The 20,304-nt window shown below is 71.6% G+C and carries 16 protein-coding genes and 2 pseudogenes; 7 read left to right on the forward strand and 11 right to left on the reverse strand.

All coding sequences use genetic code 11. The features are described 5' to 3' along the window. Positions 1-266 precede the first annotated feature (266 nt). Positions 267-965 carry an HAD family hydrolase gene (locus AAW14_RS05875; protein ID WP_265560582.1) on the reverse strand — a complete coding sequence of 233 codons (699 nt, stop codon included), beginning with the start codon at positions 963-965 and terminating at the stop codon, positions 267-269. Between the two features lie 65 nt (positions 966-1,030). Then, positions 1,031-1,507 (reverse strand): Lrp/AsnC family transcriptional regulator, encoded by a 477-nt coding sequence (locus AAW14_RS05880; protein ID WP_265560584.1) that lies wholly within the window; start codon positions 1,505-1,507, stop codon positions 1,031-1,033. Between the two features lie 265 nt (positions 1,508-1,772). Between AAW14_RS05880 and AAW14_RS05885 the strand changes: the two genes are divergently transcribed. After that, positions 1,773-3,260, forward strand: a complete 1,488-nt coding sequence (locus tag AAW14_RS05885) for an FUSC family protein (protein ID WP_265560586.1) — start codon at positions 1,773-1,775, stop codon at positions 3,258-3,260. A gap of 114 nt (positions 3,261-3,374) precedes the next feature. Next, positions 3,375-4,403, forward strand: a complete 1,029-nt coding sequence (locus tag AAW14_RS05890) for a lactonase family protein (protein ID WP_265560587.1) — start codon at positions 3,375-3,377, stop codon at positions 4,401-4,403. 258 nt (positions 4,404-4,661) lie between these two features. Here the strand turns inward: AAW14_RS05890 and AAW14_RS05895 are convergent, their stop codons facing one another. The 3 genes and pseudogenes from AAW14_RS05895 to AAW14_RS05905 form a co-directional block, all read right to left on the reverse strand. Continuing rightward, a complete protein-coding gene (locus AAW14_RS05895; protein WP_265560589.1) occupies positions 4,662-5,585 on the reverse strand; it encodes a sirohydrochlorin chelatase in 924 nt (307 codons plus the stop codon). Between the two features lie 167 nt (positions 5,586-5,752). Beyond that, positions 5,753-6,766, reverse strand: coding sequence for an N-acetylglucosamine kinase (locus AAW14_RS05900; protein ID WP_265560591.1), 1,014 nt, complete (start codon positions 6,764-6,766; stop codon positions 5,753-5,755). Between the two features lie 14 nt (positions 6,767-6,780). Next, positions 6,781-7,245, reverse strand: a pseudogene (locus AAW14_RS05905) (uracil-DNA glycosylase); the annotation flags it as partial. Positions 7,246-7,479: 234 nt separating this feature from the next. Here AAW14_RS05905 and AAW14_RS05910 point away from each other — a divergent pair. Then, positions 7,480-8,157, forward strand: a complete 678-nt coding sequence (locus AAW14_RS05910; RefSeq protein WP_265560595.1) for a uracil-DNA glycosylase — start codon at positions 7,480-7,482, stop codon at positions 8,155-8,157. Positions 8,158-8,399: 242 nt separating this feature from the next. Here the strand turns inward: AAW14_RS05910 and AAW14_RS05915 are convergent, their stop codons facing one another. After that, entirely contained in the window at positions 8,400-9,620 is a 1,221-nt protein-coding gene (locus AAW14_RS05915) for a metallophosphoesterase (protein WP_265560597.1), read from the reverse strand. A gap of 663 nt (positions 9,621-10,283) precedes the next feature. Beyond that, positions 10,284-13,136: an AfsR/SARP family transcriptional regulator gene (locus AAW14_RS05920; RefSeq protein WP_265560599.1), complete on the reverse strand. Its 2,853-nt coding sequence runs from the start codon at positions 13,134-13,136 to the stop codon at positions 10,284-10,286. Between the two features lie 487 nt (positions 13,137-13,623). Here AAW14_RS05920 and AAW14_RS05925 point away from each other — a divergent pair, with 487 nt between their 5' ends. Together AAW14_RS05925 and AAW14_RS05930 are read left to right on the forward strand one after the other, a co-directional pair. After that, positions 13,624-14,139 carry a hypothetical protein gene (locus tag AAW14_RS05925; protein ID WP_265560600.1) on the forward strand — a complete coding sequence of 172 codons (516 nt, stop codon included), beginning with the start codon at positions 13,624-13,626 and terminating at the stop codon, positions 14,137-14,139. 329 nt (positions 14,140-14,468) lie between these two features. Continuing rightward, positions 14,469-14,768 (forward strand): hypothetical protein, encoded by a 300-nt coding sequence (locus AAW14_RS05930; protein WP_265561037.1) that lies wholly within the window; start codon positions 14,469-14,471, stop codon positions 14,766-14,768. Between the two features lie 73 nt (positions 14,769-14,841). Here AAW14_RS05930 and AAW14_RS05935 read toward each other — a convergent pair. Together AAW14_RS05935 and AAW14_RS05940 are read right to left on the reverse strand one after the other, a co-directional pair. After that, positions 14,842-14,929: pseudogene (locus AAW14_RS05935) on the reverse strand (uracil-DNA glycosylase); the annotation flags it as partial. A gap of 155 nt (positions 14,930-15,084) precedes the next feature. Then, a complete protein-coding gene (locus AAW14_RS05940; RefSeq protein WP_265560602.1) occupies positions 15,085-16,170 on the reverse strand; it encodes a WD40/YVTN/BNR-like repeat-containing protein in 1,086 nt (361 codons plus the stop codon). Positions 16,171-16,479: 309 nt separating this feature from the next. Between AAW14_RS05940 and AAW14_RS05945 the strand changes: the two genes are divergently transcribed. Beyond that, entirely contained in the window at positions 16,480-17,061 is a 582-nt protein-coding gene (locus AAW14_RS05945) for a hypothetical protein (RefSeq protein ID WP_265560604.1), read from the forward strand. Beyond that, a complete protein-coding gene (locus AAW14_RS05950) occupies positions 17,058-17,402 on the forward strand; it encodes a transcriptional regulator (RefSeq protein ID WP_416223263.1) in 345 nt (114 codons plus the stop codon). The genes AAW14_RS05945 and AAW14_RS05950 overlap by 4 nt, the downstream gene beginning before the upstream one ends. Here AAW14_RS05950 and AAW14_RS05955 read toward each other — a convergent pair. After that, positions 17,346-18,704, reverse strand: a complete 1,359-nt coding sequence (locus tag AAW14_RS05955; RefSeq protein WP_265560608.1) for a nucleobase:cation symporter-2 family protein — start codon at positions 18,702-18,704, stop codon at positions 17,346-17,348. The two genes, AAW14_RS05950 and AAW14_RS05955, sit on opposite strands and share 57 nt — an antisense overlap. A 130-nt stretch (positions 18,705-18,834) precedes the next feature. Further along, on the reverse strand, positions 18,835-20,178 hold the full coding sequence (locus AAW14_RS05960; RefSeq protein ID WP_265560610.1) for an FAD-dependent oxidoreductase: 1,344 nt from the start codon (positions 20,176-20,178) through the stop codon (positions 18,835-18,837). Between the last annotated feature and the right edge of the window lie 126 nt (positions 20,179-20,304).

Raw genomic sequence — 20,304 nt, forward strand, 5'->3', positions numbered from 1 at the left:
CCCGCGCACACCGGGTGTCGACGCAGGCCCGGCGTCGCTCCTCGCCGGGCCTCACCCGGCCGTCCAGCGCGCATCGGACCCGTCGGCGCGACTCCGCCGGGTCGATCACCGCGTCGATCTGCAGCGCAGCCGCCGCGTTGAACGGCTTCCCCGTGCTCGTACCACTCGGCGAACCGTGCCTCGAACGGGGCGTGCCCACGCCGCGGGGTCCGGGCAGCACGCCTCGCGGAGCGCCAGGCGCACCCGTGGCACCCGCAGGTTCGCGCCTACGAGGATGCCCCGGCCGAGCCGACAAGCCAGTCGTAGGCCGCCCGTGCCGTGAACTCGGCCTGCCCGCCGCGTACCAGCAGCCCCGCCGTGGCGAACGCGGGGTCATCGGCCTGCGCGGCGACGTACGGGACCGCGATGCACCGCATCCCGGCGGCGTACGCGGCGGCCGCCCCCGGGGCGGCGTCCTCCAGGACCACGCAGTCGACGGGGGAGGCACCCAGGCGGCGTGCGGCCTCCAGGAAGACGTCCGGGGCGGGCTTGCCGTTCGCCACCTCGTCGGCCGAGACCGTCGTGGTGAACCAGGGCGTAAGCCCCGTGCCCGACAGGATCGCCTCGATGGCCTCCAGTGAGGAGCCCGACGCCACGGCCATCGGGACGTGCTCGGCGGCCAGCAGTTCCACGAACTTGCGCATCTCCGGGTAGACCGGGGTGGAGGCACGGGCGAGCTCGAGATAGCGGTGGTTGGCCTCCGCGAGCAATTCCTCCAGGGACGCCCGCAGGCCGTAAGCCGCCTTCAGCAGCGCCAGCGTCTCCCGGGTGCTGATGCCGACGTACCGCTCGTGGTCCGTCCAGGTGTACCCGGTGACACCGTGCCCGGCGAGGAGCCGCCGCCCCGCCTCGAAGTAGTTGGGCTCGCTGTTCACGAGTGTTCCGTCGAGATCGAAGATGACCGCGACGGTGCCGGGAGTGCTCATGGGGTCCAGGATGCCAAGCGGTCGTCGGGGCAGGCTCGGGGGACGACGCCCCGGCCGCGGCGCGGTCAGGTCGCGGCGGCGCGGCCGATCGACTCGACGAGTGGCAGCAGCCGGTACGGCACCCGTTCGCGCAGCGCCACCTCCGTGCGGGTGCGGACGACCCCGGGCATGCTGATCAATGTCTGGATGACGTCCTCCAGATGTTCGTTGTCCCGTGCCACGACTCGGGTCATCAGATCGCCGCCGCCGGTGATCGAGAACGCCTCGACGATCTCCGGCACCGCCGCCAGGGCCTCGCCCACGTCGTCCAGGTGTCCCTGAGTGACCTCGATGTGCACGAACGCGAGGACCGGGTGGCCGAGCGCGGCGGGGGACAGGGAGGGGACCGTGCCGGTGATCACCCCGTCCCGCTCCAGTCGGTCCAGCCGGGCCTGCAGAGTGCCCCGGGCGATGCCAAGGGTGCGCGCGTACTCGCGCACGCTGGTGCGCGGCTGCTCGAGCAGCAGCCGCAGGATGCGGGTGTCGAGTGCGTCCACGGCCATGGTCCGTTGGCCTCCCTGTCGCCCGAGTGGATCTTCATTGACTGTACCAATGGCTCAGTGCTGAGCGACCCGCTTGAGCCACTCGTGTACTGATGCTTTCCTTATGAGTATCAATGGCGCCGCGTAGCGCAGGACCGGCAACGAAGCCGGAAACCGTGCCCGCGGCGCCATTCCCATGTCCTGGCGTTGCGTCGGCATGGAGTTCGGCACGGTGCCGGCATGGAGTTGGCATCTGGATGGGGGCGGACGGACAACGGTGAAGAAGATGTTCACGGCTCCGGATCCGGGGCTGTTCCGGCTGCGCATCTCGTTGCGTGCGGTGCTGGGCATCGGCCTGGCCGTGGCGGTGTGCGAGACGGCGGGACTGTCCCTGCCCGCTTCGATCACCGGCGCGCTCGCCGCGCTCCTCGCGCTGTTCGCGGTCGCCGACCCGACCGTGCGCGGCCAGGCGGTCACCACCGCGCTGCTGCCCGTCGTCGGCCTCCCCGTCCTCGCGCTCGCCACCGTCCTGCACGGTGCGCCGACGGCGCGGGACACGGCCTGGCTCGCGGTGGTCTTCAGCGGGGTGTACGCCCGCCGCTGGGGGTCGCGAGGTCATGCGCTCGGCATCTTCGCGTTCATGATGTTCTTCACCGCACAGTTCCTGCACGCCGTCCCGGACCGGCTCCCGGAGCTGTGCGTGGCCGTGGCCCTGTCGCTGGCCGCCGCGTCGGCGGTGCGGTTCGGTGTGTGGTGCGTCGAGCGCCGTACGCCGCTGCCCGCCACGCCCGCGCCGCTCGGCGGACGCGGACTCGCGCGGCCCGCCACCCGCCAGGCCTTCCAGGCGACGGCCGCCTGCGCCTTCGCGATCGCCGCGGGCGAGGTGCTGTCGCACCAGCGCTGGTACTGGGCCGTGGGCACGGCCTGGTGGATATTCGTGAACACCGCCTCGCGCGGCGAGACGCTCGTACGCGGCTTCCGGCGTGTCGTCGGCACGGTGACCGGCATCGTCGCCGGACTGCTGGTCGCCGTGCCGCTGCACGGCGCCCCGGGGCCCACGGTGCTGCTCATCGCACTCTGTGTGTTCGGCATCTTCTACACCGCGGCGCCGTCGTACAGCTGGATGATGTTCTTCGTCACCGTCATGGCGGGCCTGCTCTACGGCCTCCTGGGCGTCCTGCATCCGGGGCTGCTGGGCCTGCGTCTCGCGGAGACGGGCGTCGGGGCGCTGGGTGCCGCGCTCGCCGTCGCGACCGTCCTGCCGATCACCACGCACACGGTCACCGACCAGTGGGTGCACCGTGCTCTGCACGCCGTGCACGGCTGCACCGCCGCGGCGGCCCGGCGGCTCGCCGGCGACGAGGAGGCCAACCCCGCCTCCCGGGCCGCCGAGCTCGAAGCGCTTCTCGGACGCGTCCGGATGGCGCTCGCTCCGCTGGTGCATCCGCTGAGTCCGCTGCGGGCGCGCAAGGCGCGGGCTCGCCAGGTGCTCGCCCTGCTCGACGCATGTGCCCAGGAGGCGCGCGGCCTCGTCGCCGTCGCCGCCGACCCGGACGCCTCCCATGACGCCCGCCTGACGGCCGCGTGCCGACGCGTCGAAACCGCGGTGGAGGCGCTGCTCGGCGCCGTCCCCGAACGCGCCCTCGCCGCCCGGACGGGCGTCCCGGGGCACCACCCCGGGGCCGAGCAGGCCCTCAGCCACCTCCACGGCCTGGAGCGGGCCCTCGTCGCCCTGGCGGCGCTGCTGCGCGGCTCGTCGCCCGCTCAGGCCTGACCCCGGCCGGTACGGCACCTGGTCCTGCCGGTACCGCACCGGCGCCCTCCCGCTCGCTGGTCTAGACCTGCTGCTACCTTCCTTCGTGCGGGGCATCGGGGAGAGGAGACGGCAGTGACGGACGGCGGCAGGCGGCAACGGCGGGCGTACATCGGCTCGTTCACAGCGGCGGGAGGGCGTGGCGTCCTCACGGCGGCCGTGGACGCGGACAGCGGCGCGCTGACCGTTCTGGGCGCCGTGGACGCGGTGCCCGATCCGTCGTACCTGGCGTTGTCCGGGGACATGCTGTACGCGGTCAGCGAGACGGCCGACGGCGCGGTGGCCGCGTACCGTCTCGTCGGTGACACGCCCGAACTCGCCGGTCCGCCCATCCCCGTCGGCGGCAGCGGGCCCACGCATCTGAGCCTGCACGCCGGTCACGTCCTGACCGCCAACTACGCCTCCGGCAGCGTCACCGCGGTGCCCCTGCGGGTCGACGGAACCCTGGCCGACCGCGCGTCCGCCGTGCTCCGGCACGAGGGCTCCGGCCCGGTCCCGCACCGGCTTCGGGGCCCGCACGCCCATCAGGTACTGCCCGACCCGACCGGCCGCTGGATCGTCAGCGTCGACCTCGGTACGGACTCCGTCCGCGTCTGTGCTCTGGACGACGGCAGGGTGCGGCTGCGTCGCGAGATCCCGTTGCGGCCGGGATCCGGGCCGCGCCATCTTGCCTTCCACCCGAGCGGTAACCGTGCCTACGTCCTCAACGAGCTGGCGCCGACCGTCTCCGTCTGCCGCTGGGATTCCGGGGGCGGCGTCCTGGAGCCGGTCGCGGAGACGCCCGTGCTGCCGGATCCGCCCGAGGGCGACGCCTATCCGTCGGGGCTCGTCGTCTCGCCCGACGGACGCTTCGTCTGGACGGCCGTACGCGGGCAGGACGTGCTCTCCGTGCTGGCGGTCGAGGGCGACGGGCTCAGGTGTGTGACCACGGTGCCGTGCGGGGGCGCGTGGCCACGCGCGATCGCCCTGTCGGAGGGGTTCCTGTACGTGGCCAACGAGCGGTCCGGGGACGTGACCTGGTTCGCGGTGGATCCGGTGACAGGGGTGCCACGACGCGGCGGTTCGGTGCAGGCACCCGCGGCCTCCTGCGTCGTCCTCGACTGATCCGGGGCCACCCTCGGCCGCCACGTGCGCGCAGACGCCGCCGACCGCGTCGGGAGCCGTCGCCGCGCGGGGACGGGAGGCAGTCGTCGGCCGGGACCGGGAGCCCGTCGTCGGCCGGGACCGGGAGTCGTCGTTGTGCGGGGGCGGGAGCCCGCCGCCGGACCGGCACGGAGGCCGTCGTCGGCTGCCGACCCACGGCGAAGGGCCCGCTCCGGGAGGGAGCGGGCCCTTCGCCGTACAAGTGCGGTCCGGCGAGGCTCAGCGGGCAGGGGCGCCCTGCGGCTGCGGCGGGGCGATGCCCAGCGCCGTCGTGTACTTGGCGAGCGCAAGCTTGCCGATCGCCGGGTACGGGCCGAGGGCCTCGGCCGCGGCGCAGCCCGCCTCCTCGGCGGCGGCCTCGAGCAGACCCGGCTCGAGCTCCGGACCGATCAGGTACGGAGCGAGCGCCAGCTGCTGCGAACCCGAGGAACGCAGCTGCTCGGCGACGGCCGCGATCGAACCCTCCTGGTCCAGCGCCGCCGCCATCACCGGCACGGCGAGCCGCGCGGCCAGCAGCATGCCGGTGATCCCGGCCGCCTGTACGGCCTCGTCGCCGCCCACGGAGGCGAGGATGATGCCGTCCGCGGCCGTTGCCACGGTGAACAGACGAGCGCGGTCGGCGCGAGCCAGCCCGGCCTCGGAGAGGCGTACGTGCAGTGCCTCGGCGAGCAGCGGGTGCGGGCCGAGGACATCGGTCAGATCGGCGGCGACACGGCTCTCCATGACCGCCTGGCGGACCTGGCGCAGCAGCGCGCTGTCCGGACCGGCCAGCAGCGGAACCACCACGGCGACGGGCCCGTCGGGCTCCTGCACGTCCATGCCGGCGGCCACGGCCTGCTCGTAACGGGCCGCGCGCTCCTCGGCGGCCCGAGTGAGCACGGTCTGCAGCGTGGGGAACTCGGAGTCGTCCCCGTCCAGGTAGCCGATCCGGGCGTCGAGGCCGGGGAGCTCGGAACGCGCGATGCTCACGACCTCCTCGGCGAGGCTGCGCGTCGCGGCACTGGGTGTGCCCGGCACCGCGAGGACGAGCGAGGGCGCGCCTTCGGGAGCCGCCAGGGGTTCCGGACGGCGGTGCCGGCCGGGCTGGCGGGGTCGCGGCATTCGTACAGGCAGGCCGGATACGGGCCCAGTGGGGGAACTCATGGCGCCGCATGCTACTGGCTTTGTGGGCTCCCCTGTTCGGGGAGGGGGCAGGTGAGCGGTATCCGTCCGGTTTTGTCTGATGAGTTACGTACGCATGAGAAGTGATCGGTACGGTCTGACTTTTCCGTCACATGTCGGGACCAACAGCCCTCTTCCGGCAACGGGCATCACCCGCCCTTTTCGTTTACGAGGTGCAGTAGGTGTTCGTCGTACGGCAGTTTGAGTGAGTCGTTCGCGAGAGCAAGCGCGATGCGTACCGCACCGTGCAGCGGGTTGCCCTCGGCCGGGACCGGCCGTGCCAGCGGCAGCTGCCGTGCCAACTCCTTCCTCACCGGTACGAGAAGGGGGTCGCCCAGGTGGAACAGTCCCCCGGTGAGGGCGACCCGGGGCTCGTTCGAGGCGGGACACACGGCGGCGGCGGACTCGGCGATGTGCCGGGCCGCCGCAGCCATGATCCCGGCGGCGACCGGGTCGTTGCCGGCGCAGCCGGCCACTTCGGGAGCGAACGAGGCCAGCACCGCAGGCCGGTCCGCGCGCGGGTACAGCGTGGCGGGCAACCCGGTGACCGGGCCGAACAGTGCCTCGGCCCGCGCCAGCAGCCGGGCCGAACCGCCCGGCCGTCCGTCATGGCTGCGCAGCGCCGCCTCCAGACCGGCCCGGCCGATCCACGCGCCGCCGCCGCAGTCGCCCAGCAGATGGCCCCAACCGTCCGCGCGACGCCAGCGCTCGAGGTCCGTACCGAGGGCGATCAGACCGGTGCCGGCCGCGACCACCGCCCCGGGGCGCGCGCCCAGCGCGCCCGTATAGGCGGCGACGGCATCGGCGACGAGCGCGACCCTGCGCACACCGAGCTCGCGTGCCAGGGCGGCGGGCAGTTCGGCACGCAGATGGTCGCCCAGGCCGGCCAGACCGGCCGCCCCGATCGCGATCGCCCGCACCTCGGCGCCACCGGCATCGGCGAGCAACTGCCGTGCCATCGGGAGGAGTTGCTCCAGCAGGTGATCGGCGTCGATACCGCGGGAGCCCGTGCGTACCGGCTCCCGGGAGACGAGCGGAGCTGTCGCGGCCGAGGGCGTAGCACCGCGCGGAGCGAGGGCGACCCGCACGCCGGAGCCTCCGGAGTCCACGGCGAGGACCACCTCGTGCACCGGGGCGCCCGCGCCCGCCGCCGGGGCGTCCACCGGGCCCGACGGTGTCACGGCAGGCGCCAGTCCACCGGCTGCGCGCCCTGCCTGACCAGCAGGTCGTTGGCCCGGCTGAACGGGCGTGAGCCGAGGGATCCCCGGTCCGCCGACATCGGGGACGGATGCGCGGACTCGACCGACGGCAGATCACCCAGCAGGGGCCGCAGATTGCGGGCGTCGCGGCCCCACAGGATGGACACCAGCGCCGTGCCGCGCGCGGCCAGCGCCCGGATCGCCTGCTCGGTGACCTTCTCCCAGCCCTTGCCCCGGTGTGCTGCGGGACGCCGTGGGGCCGTGGTGAGCGCTCTGTTGAGCAGCAGCACACCCTGTTGGGTCCATGGGGTGAGATCGCCGCTGGACGGCTGAGGCAGTCTCAGGTCGGTGTTCGGCTCCCGGAAGATGTTGATCAGGCTGCCCGGCAGTGGGCGTACCTCCGGGGCGACCGAGAACGACAGTCCCACCGCGTGTACGGGAGTTTCGAGATCCGGGTATCGGCGGCGAGAGGCTGGCAAGGTGCGATGACCATGGCGGAGTGGCTTGATCACTGGATGCAACGGGCTCCCCTCCTTCCCGGCGACCGGCTGCGCGAGCTGCTGGATCGGCTCGATGACCTTGATGAGGAGGAAGAGTAGCGTCGAGGGCGGCATCCGCGCGTTAGGGGCTTCCGTGTTTGTGCGGGACCCCGGTGTGTGCCAGTAGGGTGACGCGTTGTGGCACCACGACCCTTGCATGAACTTGTTGAAGCAGGCTGGGCGAAGGCTCTTGAACCTGCGGCCGAACGTATCGCCGCGATGGGGGACTTCCTGCGGGCCGAGATAGCGGCCGGCCGGACCTACCTTCCGTCCGGGGCGAATGTCCTGCGGGCCTTCCAGCAGCCGTTCGACGACGTCCGTGTCCTGATCGTCGGCCAGGATCCCTATCCCACGCCCGGGATGGCCATCGGGTTGAGCTTCGCGGTCTCGCCGGAGGTGCGTTCGCTGCCGGGCAGTCTGGAGAACATCTTCCGGGAGATGCACTCCGACCTCGGGCTGCCCAGGCCGTCGAACGGGGATCTGACGCCGTGGACGGAGCAGGGTGTGCTGTTGCTCAACCGGGCGCTGACCACGGCGCCGCGCAGTCCGGGGGCGCACCGGGGCAAGGGCTGGGAGGAGGTCACCGAGCAGGCGATCCGGGCGCTGGCGGCCCGCGGCAAGCCGCTGGTGTCCATCCTGTGGGGCCGCGACGCCCGCAACCTGCGCCCGCTGCTGGGTGATCTGCCGGCGATTGAGTCCGCGCATCCGTCTCCGATGTCGGCGGACCGGGGATTCTTCGGTTCGCGTCCGTTCAGCCGGGCCAACGACCTGCTGGTCAGGCAGGGCGCGCAGCCGGTGGACTGGCGACTGCCGTAACGCCACGGTCGCCGCCGCGTCCGGATCGCTTCGGCGATGTACCAGCAGGTTCTTGGTCTGCTGGTGGTACAGGCCTTCCGCGTCGTTGACCTGCGTAAGACGTGGCCACGTACGACTCGTTGGAGCCGTCGGCCCGGGAGTGGTCCGGATCTTGTCTTCAGCAAGACGGGCCTGGTCGTGTGTCGACGCCGCACCCCTCGGCTCGTGGACTGCTCCAAGCGGATGTGTTGGCCCGCCCAGTGCTACATCGAGGTGGGCAGGTGCGGGGAGCGGAGCACGAGCAGGGTGATCTCGCTGGGAGCGAAGACGCGGAACGGCGGGCCCCAGAAGCCGGTGCCGCGGCTGGTGTAGAGGAGGGTGCGGGGGCCGTGGTGGCTGAGGCCGGCGACGGCGGGCTGGTCGATGCGGACCAGGTGGTGGAAGGGCCAGATCTGGCCGCCGTGGGTGTGGCCGGAGAGTTGGAGGTCGATGCCGGCGGCTGCCGCCCGGTCGATGAACTTGGGCTGGTGTGCCAGGAGCAGGACGGGTAGGTCGGGATCGGCGCCGTCCAGGGCTCCGGCGAGATGGGCGCGGTGGCCTGCCAGGCCGGAGGACTCGGCGGTGACGTCATCCACGCCGGCGACCACGAGGGTGTCGCCTCCGCGTTCGAGCAGCAGATGGCGGTTGCGGAGCGGCTCCCAGCCCAGCTCGTCCATCAGGTCGACCCAGCCCTGGGCCTCGCCGTAGTACTCGTGGTTGCCGGTGACGTATACACGGGCCCGGGTTGCCCGCACGGTTCCGAGTGGGACGGCCTGGGCGCGGCGGCGTTCGGCCGTGCCGTCCGCGATGTCGCCGGTGTGGCAGACCAGGTCGGCTTCCAGAGCGTTCACCGTCTCGCATACCCGTGCCGACCAGCGAGCGCGATCGAGTGGGCCGTAGTGGGTGTCGGTGATGAGGACGACGCGGGTACCGTCCAACCCAGCACCCAGCCGGGGGAGTTGCACGTCGAGTCGGCGCACGCGTGGCACGCGGCGGGCCTCGGCGTACCCCCAGGCGAGCAGCACGGCGGTTACGCCGAGGACGGCCCAAGTGACGATTCGGGCCCGCTCCTGACTCTCGCCGACGCCGGCCACGGTCAGGGCGAGCCGCAAGAAGACGCCGATCAGAACGGACCAGGTGAACAGAACCCAGCTCGTGCCCAGCAGGGTGTCACCGACGATCGCCGCCCGGTCCTGCTGACGCCGGCCGTGGCCGCGCCCCATCGCGAGCGGCATACCGACGAGGCCGAGGACCGACAGGGCGGTGCCGACCAGCGTGACGGGCAGCGGCCAGTACTGGCCGGTGTACAGGAGCACCCAGCAGGGCACGGCCCACAGCAGGACGGGGGCGATCAGCGGGATGTAGCGCATCAGGCGGTGCAGTCGGCTCTGCCGCGGCGCTTGCGCTTCACTGTCAGCGGGTCGGGCATTACTGGTGTCGGTCACGCTTCCCCTCTCCAACCAGGCTGCCGTCTCGCGAACTGTATCCGGTCGTCCTCGGGCCGGCCGGACGGGCGTTCGTGGGTGCGGCCCCTTGAGGCGAAGGGTTCTCTGCGGGATGGCAAGACCTCGCCGCAGACATCTCCACTGGCATGAGTCGCCATCAGGGCGCTATCCGCGGGGCGCTGTTCATGCAGGCTGAGAGTGGCCATTTGAAGCTTCCCCTTGATCGTGGACACCTGGAGACTTGGGACACGATGCCGTTGCTTGACTCACCGAACTGTCGCGGGCTTGCGCACTGGCGGACCACGCTGCGCCGCATGTGCTGGGGGGTGCCCGGGTCCGGACGGCTTTGGCGAGAGTACTGGGGCTTCGAGTCGGTTGGATGTCGACGGACACCGGCTCGGCGGAACTCGCACGAGTACCACCATGCCGCGTGACCAGGCCGGATGATGTATCGGCACCCGCAGAGGCGATGAGCGTCCCCTCGTCAACGGCGCGCAGCAGGAGCCGTGCGGTCTCGTTGTCTACGTAGACACCCGCGGCCTCGGGGTCGGTGGTGTCGGCGCCCTTGTCCGTCTCGGAGCCGCGGAGGAAGCGCAGCATCTGGTCGGAGCCTTCGAAGCTCTCGGGCAGCGCACGCGAGATGGCACGGCGACCACAGCCAGGTCACGGCGACGATGGTGGTGCTGCAGCCTTCGTCTGGTGCACGTCACCGATGGTCTGCCATAACCGCTGCGCCCGCTCGCGGTGCCGGCGCGCCAGGTCGTGGATGCCGGCGGCGGCGTCCAGGTCGCCGATCAGATGCCAGCACGCGGCCTCGTCGTGGCGGTCGCCGTGCCGGTGGAACAGGTTCGCCGCGCGCTCCAATGCCGGGCTCGCCCGGTCCCGGTCGTGCTGGCCGGCGTAGACGCGGCCGACTTCCAGCAGCGTGTAGGCGGCGCACCGCTCGTCGGCCAGTTCCTCGAAGGTGGCCAACGCCTGCCACAGGCAGCGCAGCGCCTCGTCCGGATCACCGCGCCGATCGTGCAGTCGGCTGAACCGTCGCAGCACGACCGCCACCCGATGCCCGTCGTCGAGCGCCCTGGCCTGGCGCAAGGCTCCGTCGAACCAGGACTCCGCCTCGTCGAGTTCGCCCTGCATGAGCCGCATCACGGCCATCGAGCAGGACAGCTGCGCTTCGAGGTGCCGGTCGCCCTCACCGACCGCGGTGGCCAGCGCCTGCTCGATACGATCGGCGGCTTCGTCGTAACGGCCCTGCACGCGGCTGATCGTGCTCAGCATCGCCATCGACAGCGCCGCGCCGCGCTTGTCCTGGCCGTCCTGGGACAGTCCGAGGGAGGACTGCAGGGCACGGGTCGCCGCGTCGAACTCGTCTCGGTAGATGTGCAGCTGGCCAAGACCGCGCAGCAGCACCGATGCGCCGTGCACGTTGCCGGCGGTCTCGGCCGCGTCCAACGCGAGCCGGTGCCCGTGCTCCCAATCCTGATACAGGCACCGGTGGTCGTAGTAGGTCGCCGGGCTGGCCGCCAGCTCCCAGGCCAACTCGTCCAGTCCCCAGTCCACGGCCAGTTTCACCGCGCCTAGCAGTGTGTCGCGTTCCGCGTCGAACCAGCCGACCGGGTCGGCCATCAGCCGGTCCACGACGGTGTCGGGCAGCGACAGGCGCGGCGCCGAACCGGGCGCGGCGGCCAGCAGCCCGGCCGGCAGCCGATCGGTGCCACGCTCGGCCAGATCGAGCCAGGCGGACAGTACCCGGACGATCGCGTCCCGCTTGTCCGCCGCCGGAAGCTGGGCGGCGATCTCCACGGCACAGGTCCTGATCAGGTCGTGCAGCCGGTAGCGCGGCTGGCCTATGGCGTCGGTGGCGGTGAGCCGCACCAGGCTGGCGTCGACGAGGGTGTCCAGCACCTCGTCGGCGTCGAAGTGGTTCAGCAGCGGGCCGACCACCCAGCCGGGCAGGGTGTACGGGCCGAGCAGGCCCAGCAGGCTCAGTGCGCGCACCGCGTCGGCGGGAAGCAGCCGCAAGCTCAGTTCGACGCTGGCTCGCACGCTGAGGTCCCCGATCCTCAGCTCGGCCAGCCGCCGGGACTCGTCCTCGATCCGTTCCCGCAGCACCCGCAGCGACCAGGCCGGGCGGCCGGTGAGCTTGGCGCCGGCGATCCGGATCGCCAGCGGCAGGTTGCCGCAGCAGTCGAGGATCGCGTCGGCCTCCGCCGGTTCCTGCTCGACCCGCCGCCGCCCGACGATGCCGGTGAACAACTCCCGCGCCTCTGCCGGGCTCAGCACGTCCAGGTCGATGTGCCGGGCGCCGGCAAGTTGCGTCAGCAGAGCGCGGCTGGTGATCAACACGGCACAGCCGTCGGCCCCGGGCAGCAACGGCAGCACCTGGTCGGCGTGACCGGCATCGTCCAGCACCACCAGCATCCGGCGGTCCGCCAGCAACGACCGGTACAGCGCGGCCCGCTCGGACAGGCCGTTCGGGATCGCGCTGCCGGCGATCGAGAGTGCGCGCAGCGCCTCGGCCAGCATCTGCGCCGGGTCCCGCGGCTCGTCCGATGTCCCGGCGAGGTTGAGGTAGAGCTGGCCGTCGGGGAACGTGGCGCTCGCCAGCCGCGCGGCGTGCGTCACCAGAGAGGACTTGCCGACACCGGGACCGCCCACGACGACGGCCACCGGGGCCCGGTTCGGCGCCGACTCGTCGAGTAATCGGGCGACCTCGGCCAGCGCGTCGGCCCGGCCCACGAAGTCGGGTACATCGAGCGGTAGTTGACGCACCGGCATCGCCATATCCGGTTCTTTGGCCGCCGCGCCAGGACTTTCCGGTCGTGTGTCCGAGGGACCGCTCGCCGGGGCCGGAGCCGCCAGGGCGGGATCGGCGGCCAGGATGCGCAGATGCAGCGCCTGGATCGGCGGGGTGGGGTCCACGCCGAGTTCGCCTGCCAGTGTCCGGCGCAGCCGCTCGTACACCTGCAGAGCCTCACCTTGGCGCTGGCACCGGTAGAGGGCGACCATCAAGTGTTCGGCGACGTGCTCGTCGTAGGGGTGTTCGCGGAGCAGGGCGGTCAGCTCCTCGATGACCTCACGATGACGCCCCAGGTCGAGTTCGATGCTCAGGCACAGTTTGTGCGTGGCAGCGCGCTTCTCGTTCAGCCGTGCCGCATCGAACTCCAGGACCCGACTGGAGATGTCGACCAGGGCGTTGCCGCGCCAGCAGGCCAGCGCGCGCCGCAGCGCGACAGCCGTCTCGAACGGGGCCGTGTGCCGTTCGGCGAGGTACCGCTCGTGGTCGAACTCCAGTAGGTCTAGCTGATCCGGGGCCAGGTGGATCTGGTAGCCGCCGCGCCGCGTGCTGATCAAGGAGCCGGGTGCTCCGCACGCGGCGAGGTTGCGGCGCAGCCCGGAGAGAGCGTCCTGGACCTGACGGACCGCGGTGGCGGGTGCTTTCGCGTCCCACATCACGGCGACGAGCCGTTCCATGGCGACGACGTTGTTGGCGTCGACCAGAAGCGCGGCAAGCATCTTGGCCTGCCGCGGTCCGTCTAATCGGACCTCGCGTCCGGTGATCTGGGCGTGTAACGGCCCCAGCACGCCAAATCTCATGCTCCCCCCAGCACTTCACGATCAGCGCCGATCCCCTGGCCGACCTGGCACTAGGACGAATCTAGGACGGCCGACGGACCCGTGTCCATAGCGTCACGGTGGGTCACTCGGCCATTCCCGCGCAACGAAAGGAACAGCAATGAAACGTTCGGTCAAGGCAGCAGTGGCGGCCGCGACGACGGCCGCCGCCACTGTCACCTCCACCGGAGTGGCCCAGGCCCATGGCTGACCGACGGGTTGGTGGGACCGCAGCTTCTCACCGGCCGAGCGGCCACTCCCAGCCGGGGCAGCACGGCCGATCCGAGCCGAAGTCCGTCACCGGCGCAGGAACGCGCCGGATGAGGAACGAGGCTCACGCTCATTGGTCTCGCGAACTACGCGAAAGCGTCGACATTGGAAGGTACCTATGAGTCTCAAGAAGGCACTCACCGTCTCGGCAGCCGTTGCGGCCTCCCTGGCGGGCAGCCTCCTCACGGCGTCCGGCGCCCATGCCGCCACCCCGTCGTCCAGCACCCACGTCGTCTCCCCGGCGTACAGCGCATATGCGTGCCGGTCATGGACTACGGGCAACTACGCGTACGTCACCGACAACATCTCGATCGACTCCTGTTACTGGGTCGAGAACAACGGATACACCATCTCCGCCACGATCCCGTTCCAGAACTACTCCGGCACCGGCGTGTGGTACTGCGCGCATGCGATCAACGTCAACACCGGCGGCTGGGCTCACGACTTCGGCTGCGGTTCCGGGGTCTCCACCGGCCAGGGCTCCACCACGGCGGGGACCGGTGGAGGGGGGGCCGGGTACAGCGAATACTGGAATGCGCCGGCGGGCACCTACGTGGTCTCCACCGGGTTCTGGCTGAACGGCAGGTACTACGGCGACGTACAGAGCCCGAGGACCACCATCGGAGCGCACTAGCCCATCAGGGCCGAGCGGCTGCCGGTCCGAGGCACAAGACCGGTGGCCGCCCACTCACCGTCCTCATGCCGGGACGGGAGCCGGTGACCGTCTCCGGGGGCTCGCGAAAGAGCGGGACGTTTAGTGGGGCGCGTGGAGTGCGTCGGTGCGCGTGTGCGGGACGGCTTTCCTTGATGGCCGGGCAGGGCCCGGTCCGTGGTGCTCATGTGGGCCGGGGTTTGGATTCGTGCCCTCGGCGCCGTGGGTGAGTTCCGTTTCAGGGCGTGTGCCCGCCAGGTGAGAGGGGATGATGGTCGATGAACAGCCGTGGGATGAGGTGCCGGAAGCGTGTGGCCGGCGGTGTGGCGGCCCTGGTGCTGGGGGCCGGGGGGTTGATTGCGGGTGCTGCCGTTCCGGCGCAGGCCGAGTCGTGCGAGGGCGTCAGCGTCAGTGGCGCCTCGGGCACCGAGTGTGTCATGCCGCCGGGCGGAGCTGTGAACGTGTCGGGGAGGACGACGTTCGTGAACCTCTCGTCTGACACGGCGACTGTTACCTGTGGTTTCGGCTCGGCTGTCCTGCCCCCCGACTCCAACCTGTTCTACACCCGCGACTTCCAGGGCAAGTGCTCTGTCAGCTTTTTTCCCCGCTGACGGTGTGTGCGGGGGCGGTGCGGGCCCACGGGGGTCGGTACCGTCCCCCGGCACGTTGCGAGCAGAGTACGGCCACCGCTGTCGGCGATCCGTCCGGCCACGGGCTCCAGGGCCTTCGCCCAGCCGGGTTCGACGATCTCATGCAACGGTCGTGGTGCCACGGGCGTCACCCTGCTGCCGAGCGCACACCGACGATCAACCGGTGGCCCGAGGGCGGCCGGGAATGACCGCGTGGTCGACGAACAGGGCGCGGTCCGCCTGGAAACGACCGTGCTCGACACCGGTCCCGGCCGATCCCTCACGGACCGCCCGCGACTCAGGCGATCACCGCCGCCCGCACGCACAGCACGTCCGGCAGATGGGACGCGAGCTGCTGCCAGCTGTCACCGTCGTCCGCCGACGCGTACAACTCGCCGTTGCGATTGCCGAAGTACACCCCTGCCGGGTCCCCGTCGTCCGTGCACAGGGCGTCCCGCAGCACCGTGCCGTAGTGGTCCCCGGTCGGCAGCCCCGCCGCGAGCGGCTCCCAGCTCTGGCCCGCGTCCGCGGTGCGGAAGACACGACATCGGTGGCCGGCCGGGACACGGTCGGCGTCCGCGTTGATCGGGAAGACGTACGCCGTCGCCCCGCGGTGCGGATGGGCGGCCGCGGCGAAACCGAACGTCGAGGGAAGACCGTCACCGATATCCGTCCAGTGGGCGCCGCCGTCGTCACTTCTGTACACCCCCCAGTGGTTCTGGAGATACAGCCGGTCCGGACTGGTCGCGTCCTGTGCGATCTTGTGCACGCACTGGCCGAACTCGGGGTTCGGATCGGGCAGGAACACCGCGGAGACGCCGGAGTTGGACGGCTCCCAGCTCAGGCCGCCGTCCCGGGTCCGGAACACCCCCGCCGTCGACACGGCGACCGTCACGGCCAGCGGATCCCGCTTGTCGGTGACGACGGTGTGCAGGCCCTCGCCGCCACCGCCCGGCACCCATCTGTCGCGCGTCGGGTGTTCCCAGAGAGGGCGCACGAGATCGAAGCTCTCGCCCCGGTCCTCGGAACGGTAGAGCGCGGCCGGTTCGGTGCCCGCGTACACCACGTCCGGCTCGGCGGCCGCCGGGTGCAGCTGCCAGACGCGCTCCAGCGAAGCGCCCGTGTCCTTCGGGAACTTGACGGCGGGCTGTGCCGGTTCCGTCCAGGTGCGGCCCAGGTCGTCGGAGTGGAAGACGGACGGTCCCCAGTGCGAGCTGTCCCCTCCGGCCAGCAGGCGCGGGGTGTCGCCGCGGGTGTCGATGGCGACCGAGTAGATCGCCTGCGCGTTGAAGTGGGGGCTCTCGTCGAACTCCCAGGCGCCGCCCCGTCGCCGCCCGATGAAAAGTCCCTTGCGTGTGCCCACGGTGAGCAGAACGTCGGCCATGCCGACCACCTCCGAAACGCCGGTGTTCCAGACACGGGAAAGTCTGCACCCAGGCACTGACAACCACCTCCGGACGCTCGTCCGCGCAGGTCAGAGTCGTGTCGCCGAGGCCCGGGCAGATCCGTCAGCGATCCGCCGGACCCCGGCGCGCTCGGCCGGCCCTGGCGCCGGGGCCTGGCCGGGAACGGCGGACCGGCGGGCCGACGAACATCATGTGAGCACCTTGGGGCCGGTTCCCGTATGGAAGTGCGGTCGGGGGGTTGTCCGTGCATGCGTGAGGAGGAGCCATCGATGAGGTGGCCGGCGTCGATGACCGCATTCCGCGGTCCCGGGGCGTTTGTGTGGCGGTGGCGGCGCAATCCGCTGCGGCGTCGCAGCGATGCGCTGGAGGCCTGGATAGTGCTGGCCGTCTGGTGCGCCATCGTGGTCGGCGGAGTGCTGACGGGGCTGGCCGCGACGCACTCCGTGGAGCGCGGTCTGGCCCGGGAACGTGCCGGGTGGCGCCCGGCCGTGGCCCTGCTCACCCAGGACGCCCCGAAGGCCACGACCGCGACAGCGGCCGGAGCGGAACGGGTGTGGGCCAAGGTGCGCTGGCTGGGCAGGGACGGCTTGTCCCATTCCGGCCGGGTTCGGGTCGCCGCCGGAAGCCCCACGGGCACGGCCGTCACGGTGTGGACGGACCGTGACGGGGCCCTGGTGACGCCGCCCGGGACCGAGTCCCAGGAGCAGATACGTGCCGCCATGGTCGGCGTCGTGGTGGGGTTGAGCACGGCGGCGGTTCCGTTCCTGAGCGGGCGCATCGTCCGCGAGCGTCTGGAGCGACGGCGCATGGCGCAGTGGGACGAGGCCTGGGCGCGGTTCGGGCCGATGTGGGGACGGACGACGGGCTGACCGGTCGCGGCCGGCCCGGCTCGCCCTGGCACCCGAGGGCGTCCGCGCTCAACGTCCCGGCCCGCGCCCGCGGGGTACCGGACGCGCAGACGTGCCCCCGGGTCGCCGCCGACGGCGGCGAGCTCTCCTGTTCGCACTTCGACCTGCCCGTCACCAAGTCCACGACCACGTATCACTTTCCGGGTGCTCCGCGAGAGAGCGGAGTGATCGGGCAGGTCTACCGGGGCACGGCCAAGATGAGCGGTCTGCGCAGGGACGATCTGGACGACCTCTTCCCGGGACTGCTAGACACTCTGCTCACCGCCGCCGCCCGCCAGGCCGCCCGCCTCGGGGACGGCTGAAGCGCCCATCCGGGGAGCGTGGTTGAAGAGCAGATTCAATACGATCGCCGTCAGGCAGCCGGCGCTGATCCCGCTGTTCATCACTGTCTGGAACCAGTGCGGGAACCGCTCGTACACCGTCGGCACGCCGACCGGCAGCATGCCGACCGCCACCGACACGGCCACCACCGTCAGGTTGTGGTTGCCCTTGAAGTCCACCGCGGCCAGCGTCCGCAGTCCGCTCGCGGCGACCGTCCCGAACATCACCAGACCCGCACCGCCCAGGACCGGAGCCGGAATCGCCGCGACCACCGCGCCCAGCTTGGGCAGCAGCCCCAGCAGCACGAGCATGCCACCGGAGGCCGCGACCACCCAGCGGCTGCGCACCCGGGTCATGCCGACCAGGCCCACGTTCTGCGCGTACGCCGTGTACGGGAAGGTGTTGAACACTCCGCCGAGGACCGTGGAGAGCCCGTCGGCGCGGAGCCCGTCCGCGAGAGACCGCGGGTCTGCCCTGCGCCCGGTCATCTCGCCGACCGCGATCAGGTCACCGGTCGTCTCGGTCATCGTCACCAGTGCCACCACGAGCATCGACACGGTCGCCGAGGCGTTGAAGGCCGGCACGCCGAAGTGGAAGGGCGTGCTGATCCCGACCCAGTCGGCCCTCTCCACGCCCCTGAAATCGGTGAACCCGAACGGCACCGCCACCGCGAGCCCCACCGCCATGCCGATCAGGACCGCGATCCGGCTGAGGAAGGGCGGGGCGAACCGCTGCACACCGAGCACCACGGCGAGCACGCAAGCCGCCAGCGCCAGGTTCCGGGGCTCCCCGAAGTCCTTCGCGCCCTGTCCGCCCGCGGCCCAGTTGCCGGCCACCGGCAGCAGTGAGAGCCCGATGATCAGGATCACCGTGCCTGTGACGAGCGGCGGGAAGAAGCGCAGCAGTCTGCCGAAGACCGGCGCGAGCAGCACGATGGCGAGGCCGGCCACGATCACCGAGCCGTAGATCGCGGGCAGTCCGCCGCCCGTCGTCCCGATGAGCACCATCGGGGAGACGGCGGCGAAGGTGCAGCCCTGCATGATCGGCAGCCGGACGCCGAAGCGCCAGAAGCCGATGCACTGGATGAGCGTCGCCACGCCGCACACCAGCAGATCGGCGGTGATCAGGTACGCCAGGTCCGCGGCCGACAGCTTCATCGCACCGCCGACGATCAGGGGAACGGCGACCGCGCCCGCGTACATCGCGAGGACGTGTTGGAGGCCGAAGGCCGCGAGCCGGTGTACGGGCGGGACTTCGTCGACGGGGTGCACGGGTGTCGTCATGGGGGAGAAGGTAGGCGGGTTGAACAAGTTGTTGATTTCGGGGTGGTTGCAGACTTGTGTCACACCCTCAGCCGTCTGCGGCCGGTCGCTCCGGCGCGGCGCAGCCCCAGCAGGCAACCGTTACCGCTCGTTACGGGGTGTTGCTGTTCACGGCGGCCATGAGTGATGGCCAGTCCGGGAGTTTGACCACCCCGCGCCCCAGCGAAGCGCCGAGCTCCGCCTCCGCCCGCTCGATCGCCAGCCACCCCGCCCACTCGACGGGTGCGACACCGTCCGCCCGTAGGGCCGGGAGTGCGTCCTCGGGAACCTCACGTCGTACGAGCCCGGGTGCGTCCTCGATCAGCGAGGCCACCGTCTCCTTCGCGCACGGCCGGTTCGTGCCGATGACGCCCGTCGGACCCCGCTTGATCCACCCGGCCACGTACTCACCCGGCGAGACGGCCCCTTCGCGCAGTACCCGGCCCGCCAGATGCGGCACCGTACCGGTCGGCACGTCGAACGGCAGCCCTTCCAGGGCCACTCCGCGATAGCCGACCGAGCGCAGCACGAGCTGGGCCTCGATGTCCTCGTACCGGCCACTGCCCGTGACCCCGCCCTGCCCGTCGGGAACCGTACGCTCGAAGCGCACCGCGCCCACGCGGCCAATGTCGGCGAGCACTTCCGCGGGCCGCAGGAAGAAGCGCAGCCGGATACGGCGGGGGGCGCCCCGTGGCGGCGTCGCGGCCCAGGCGCGCAGCACCTCGATGTTGCGGCGCTGGGTGGCCGGCAGCGCGGACGGGTCGGCGTACGCCGGATCGAGCGCCAACTCCGCCTCGTCCACGACCACCTCGGTGTCCGGCAGGGCGCCCAGCTCGCGCAGCTCCTTGGTGGTGAAGCGGGCCTGCGAGGGACCGCGCCGCCCCACCATGTGGATCTCGCCGACCTTGCTGGCGGCCAGGGAGGTGAGCGCCGCCTGCGGCATGTCGGTGGGGCTCAGCTCCGTCGTGCCGCGGGCCAGCATCCGGGTCACGTCGACCGCGACGTTTCCGACGCCGATCACGACGGCCGTCCGTGCGCCCCGCACGAACTCCTCGGCCATCGAGTCGGGGTGCGCGCTGTACCAGGACACGAACTCGGTCGCCGACCAGCTTCCGGGCAGTTCCTCGCCCGGGATGCCGAGATGCCGGTCGGTGGCGGCGCCCACGCAGTAGACCACCGCGTGGTAGAGCTCGCGCAGCCGTGCGGGCGGTACCCCGTCGGCTCCGACCTGGACGCCGCCGAGGAAGCGGATGCGCTCGTGCTCCAGGACGGCGCGCAGATTGTTCTGCAGCGACTTGATCTTCTCGTGGTCGGGCGCGACTCCGTACCGCACCAGCCCGTACGGGCAGGGCAGCCGGTCGAGGACGTCGACGCGCACCTCTGGATCCTGCTGGACAAGGCTCTGGGCGGTGTAGACCCCGCTCGGCCCGGAGCCGATGACGGCGACATGCAGCACGGCGGAACTCCCTCGCGGAGGAGATCGCTGGTGGGTCCAGCATTGCACCGAGCACGGCCTGAAGGGAGGGGGCGCGGCGCTGGGCCGACGGGGTGCGGTGCGTGCTTCTTCCGTGCGTGGCTCTTC

This window comes from Streptomyces hygroscopicus, from assembly GCF_026168105.1.
Taxonomy (GTDB): Bacteria; Actinomycetota; Actinomycetes; order Streptomycetales; family Streptomycetaceae; genus Streptomyces; species Streptomyces hygroscopicus_D.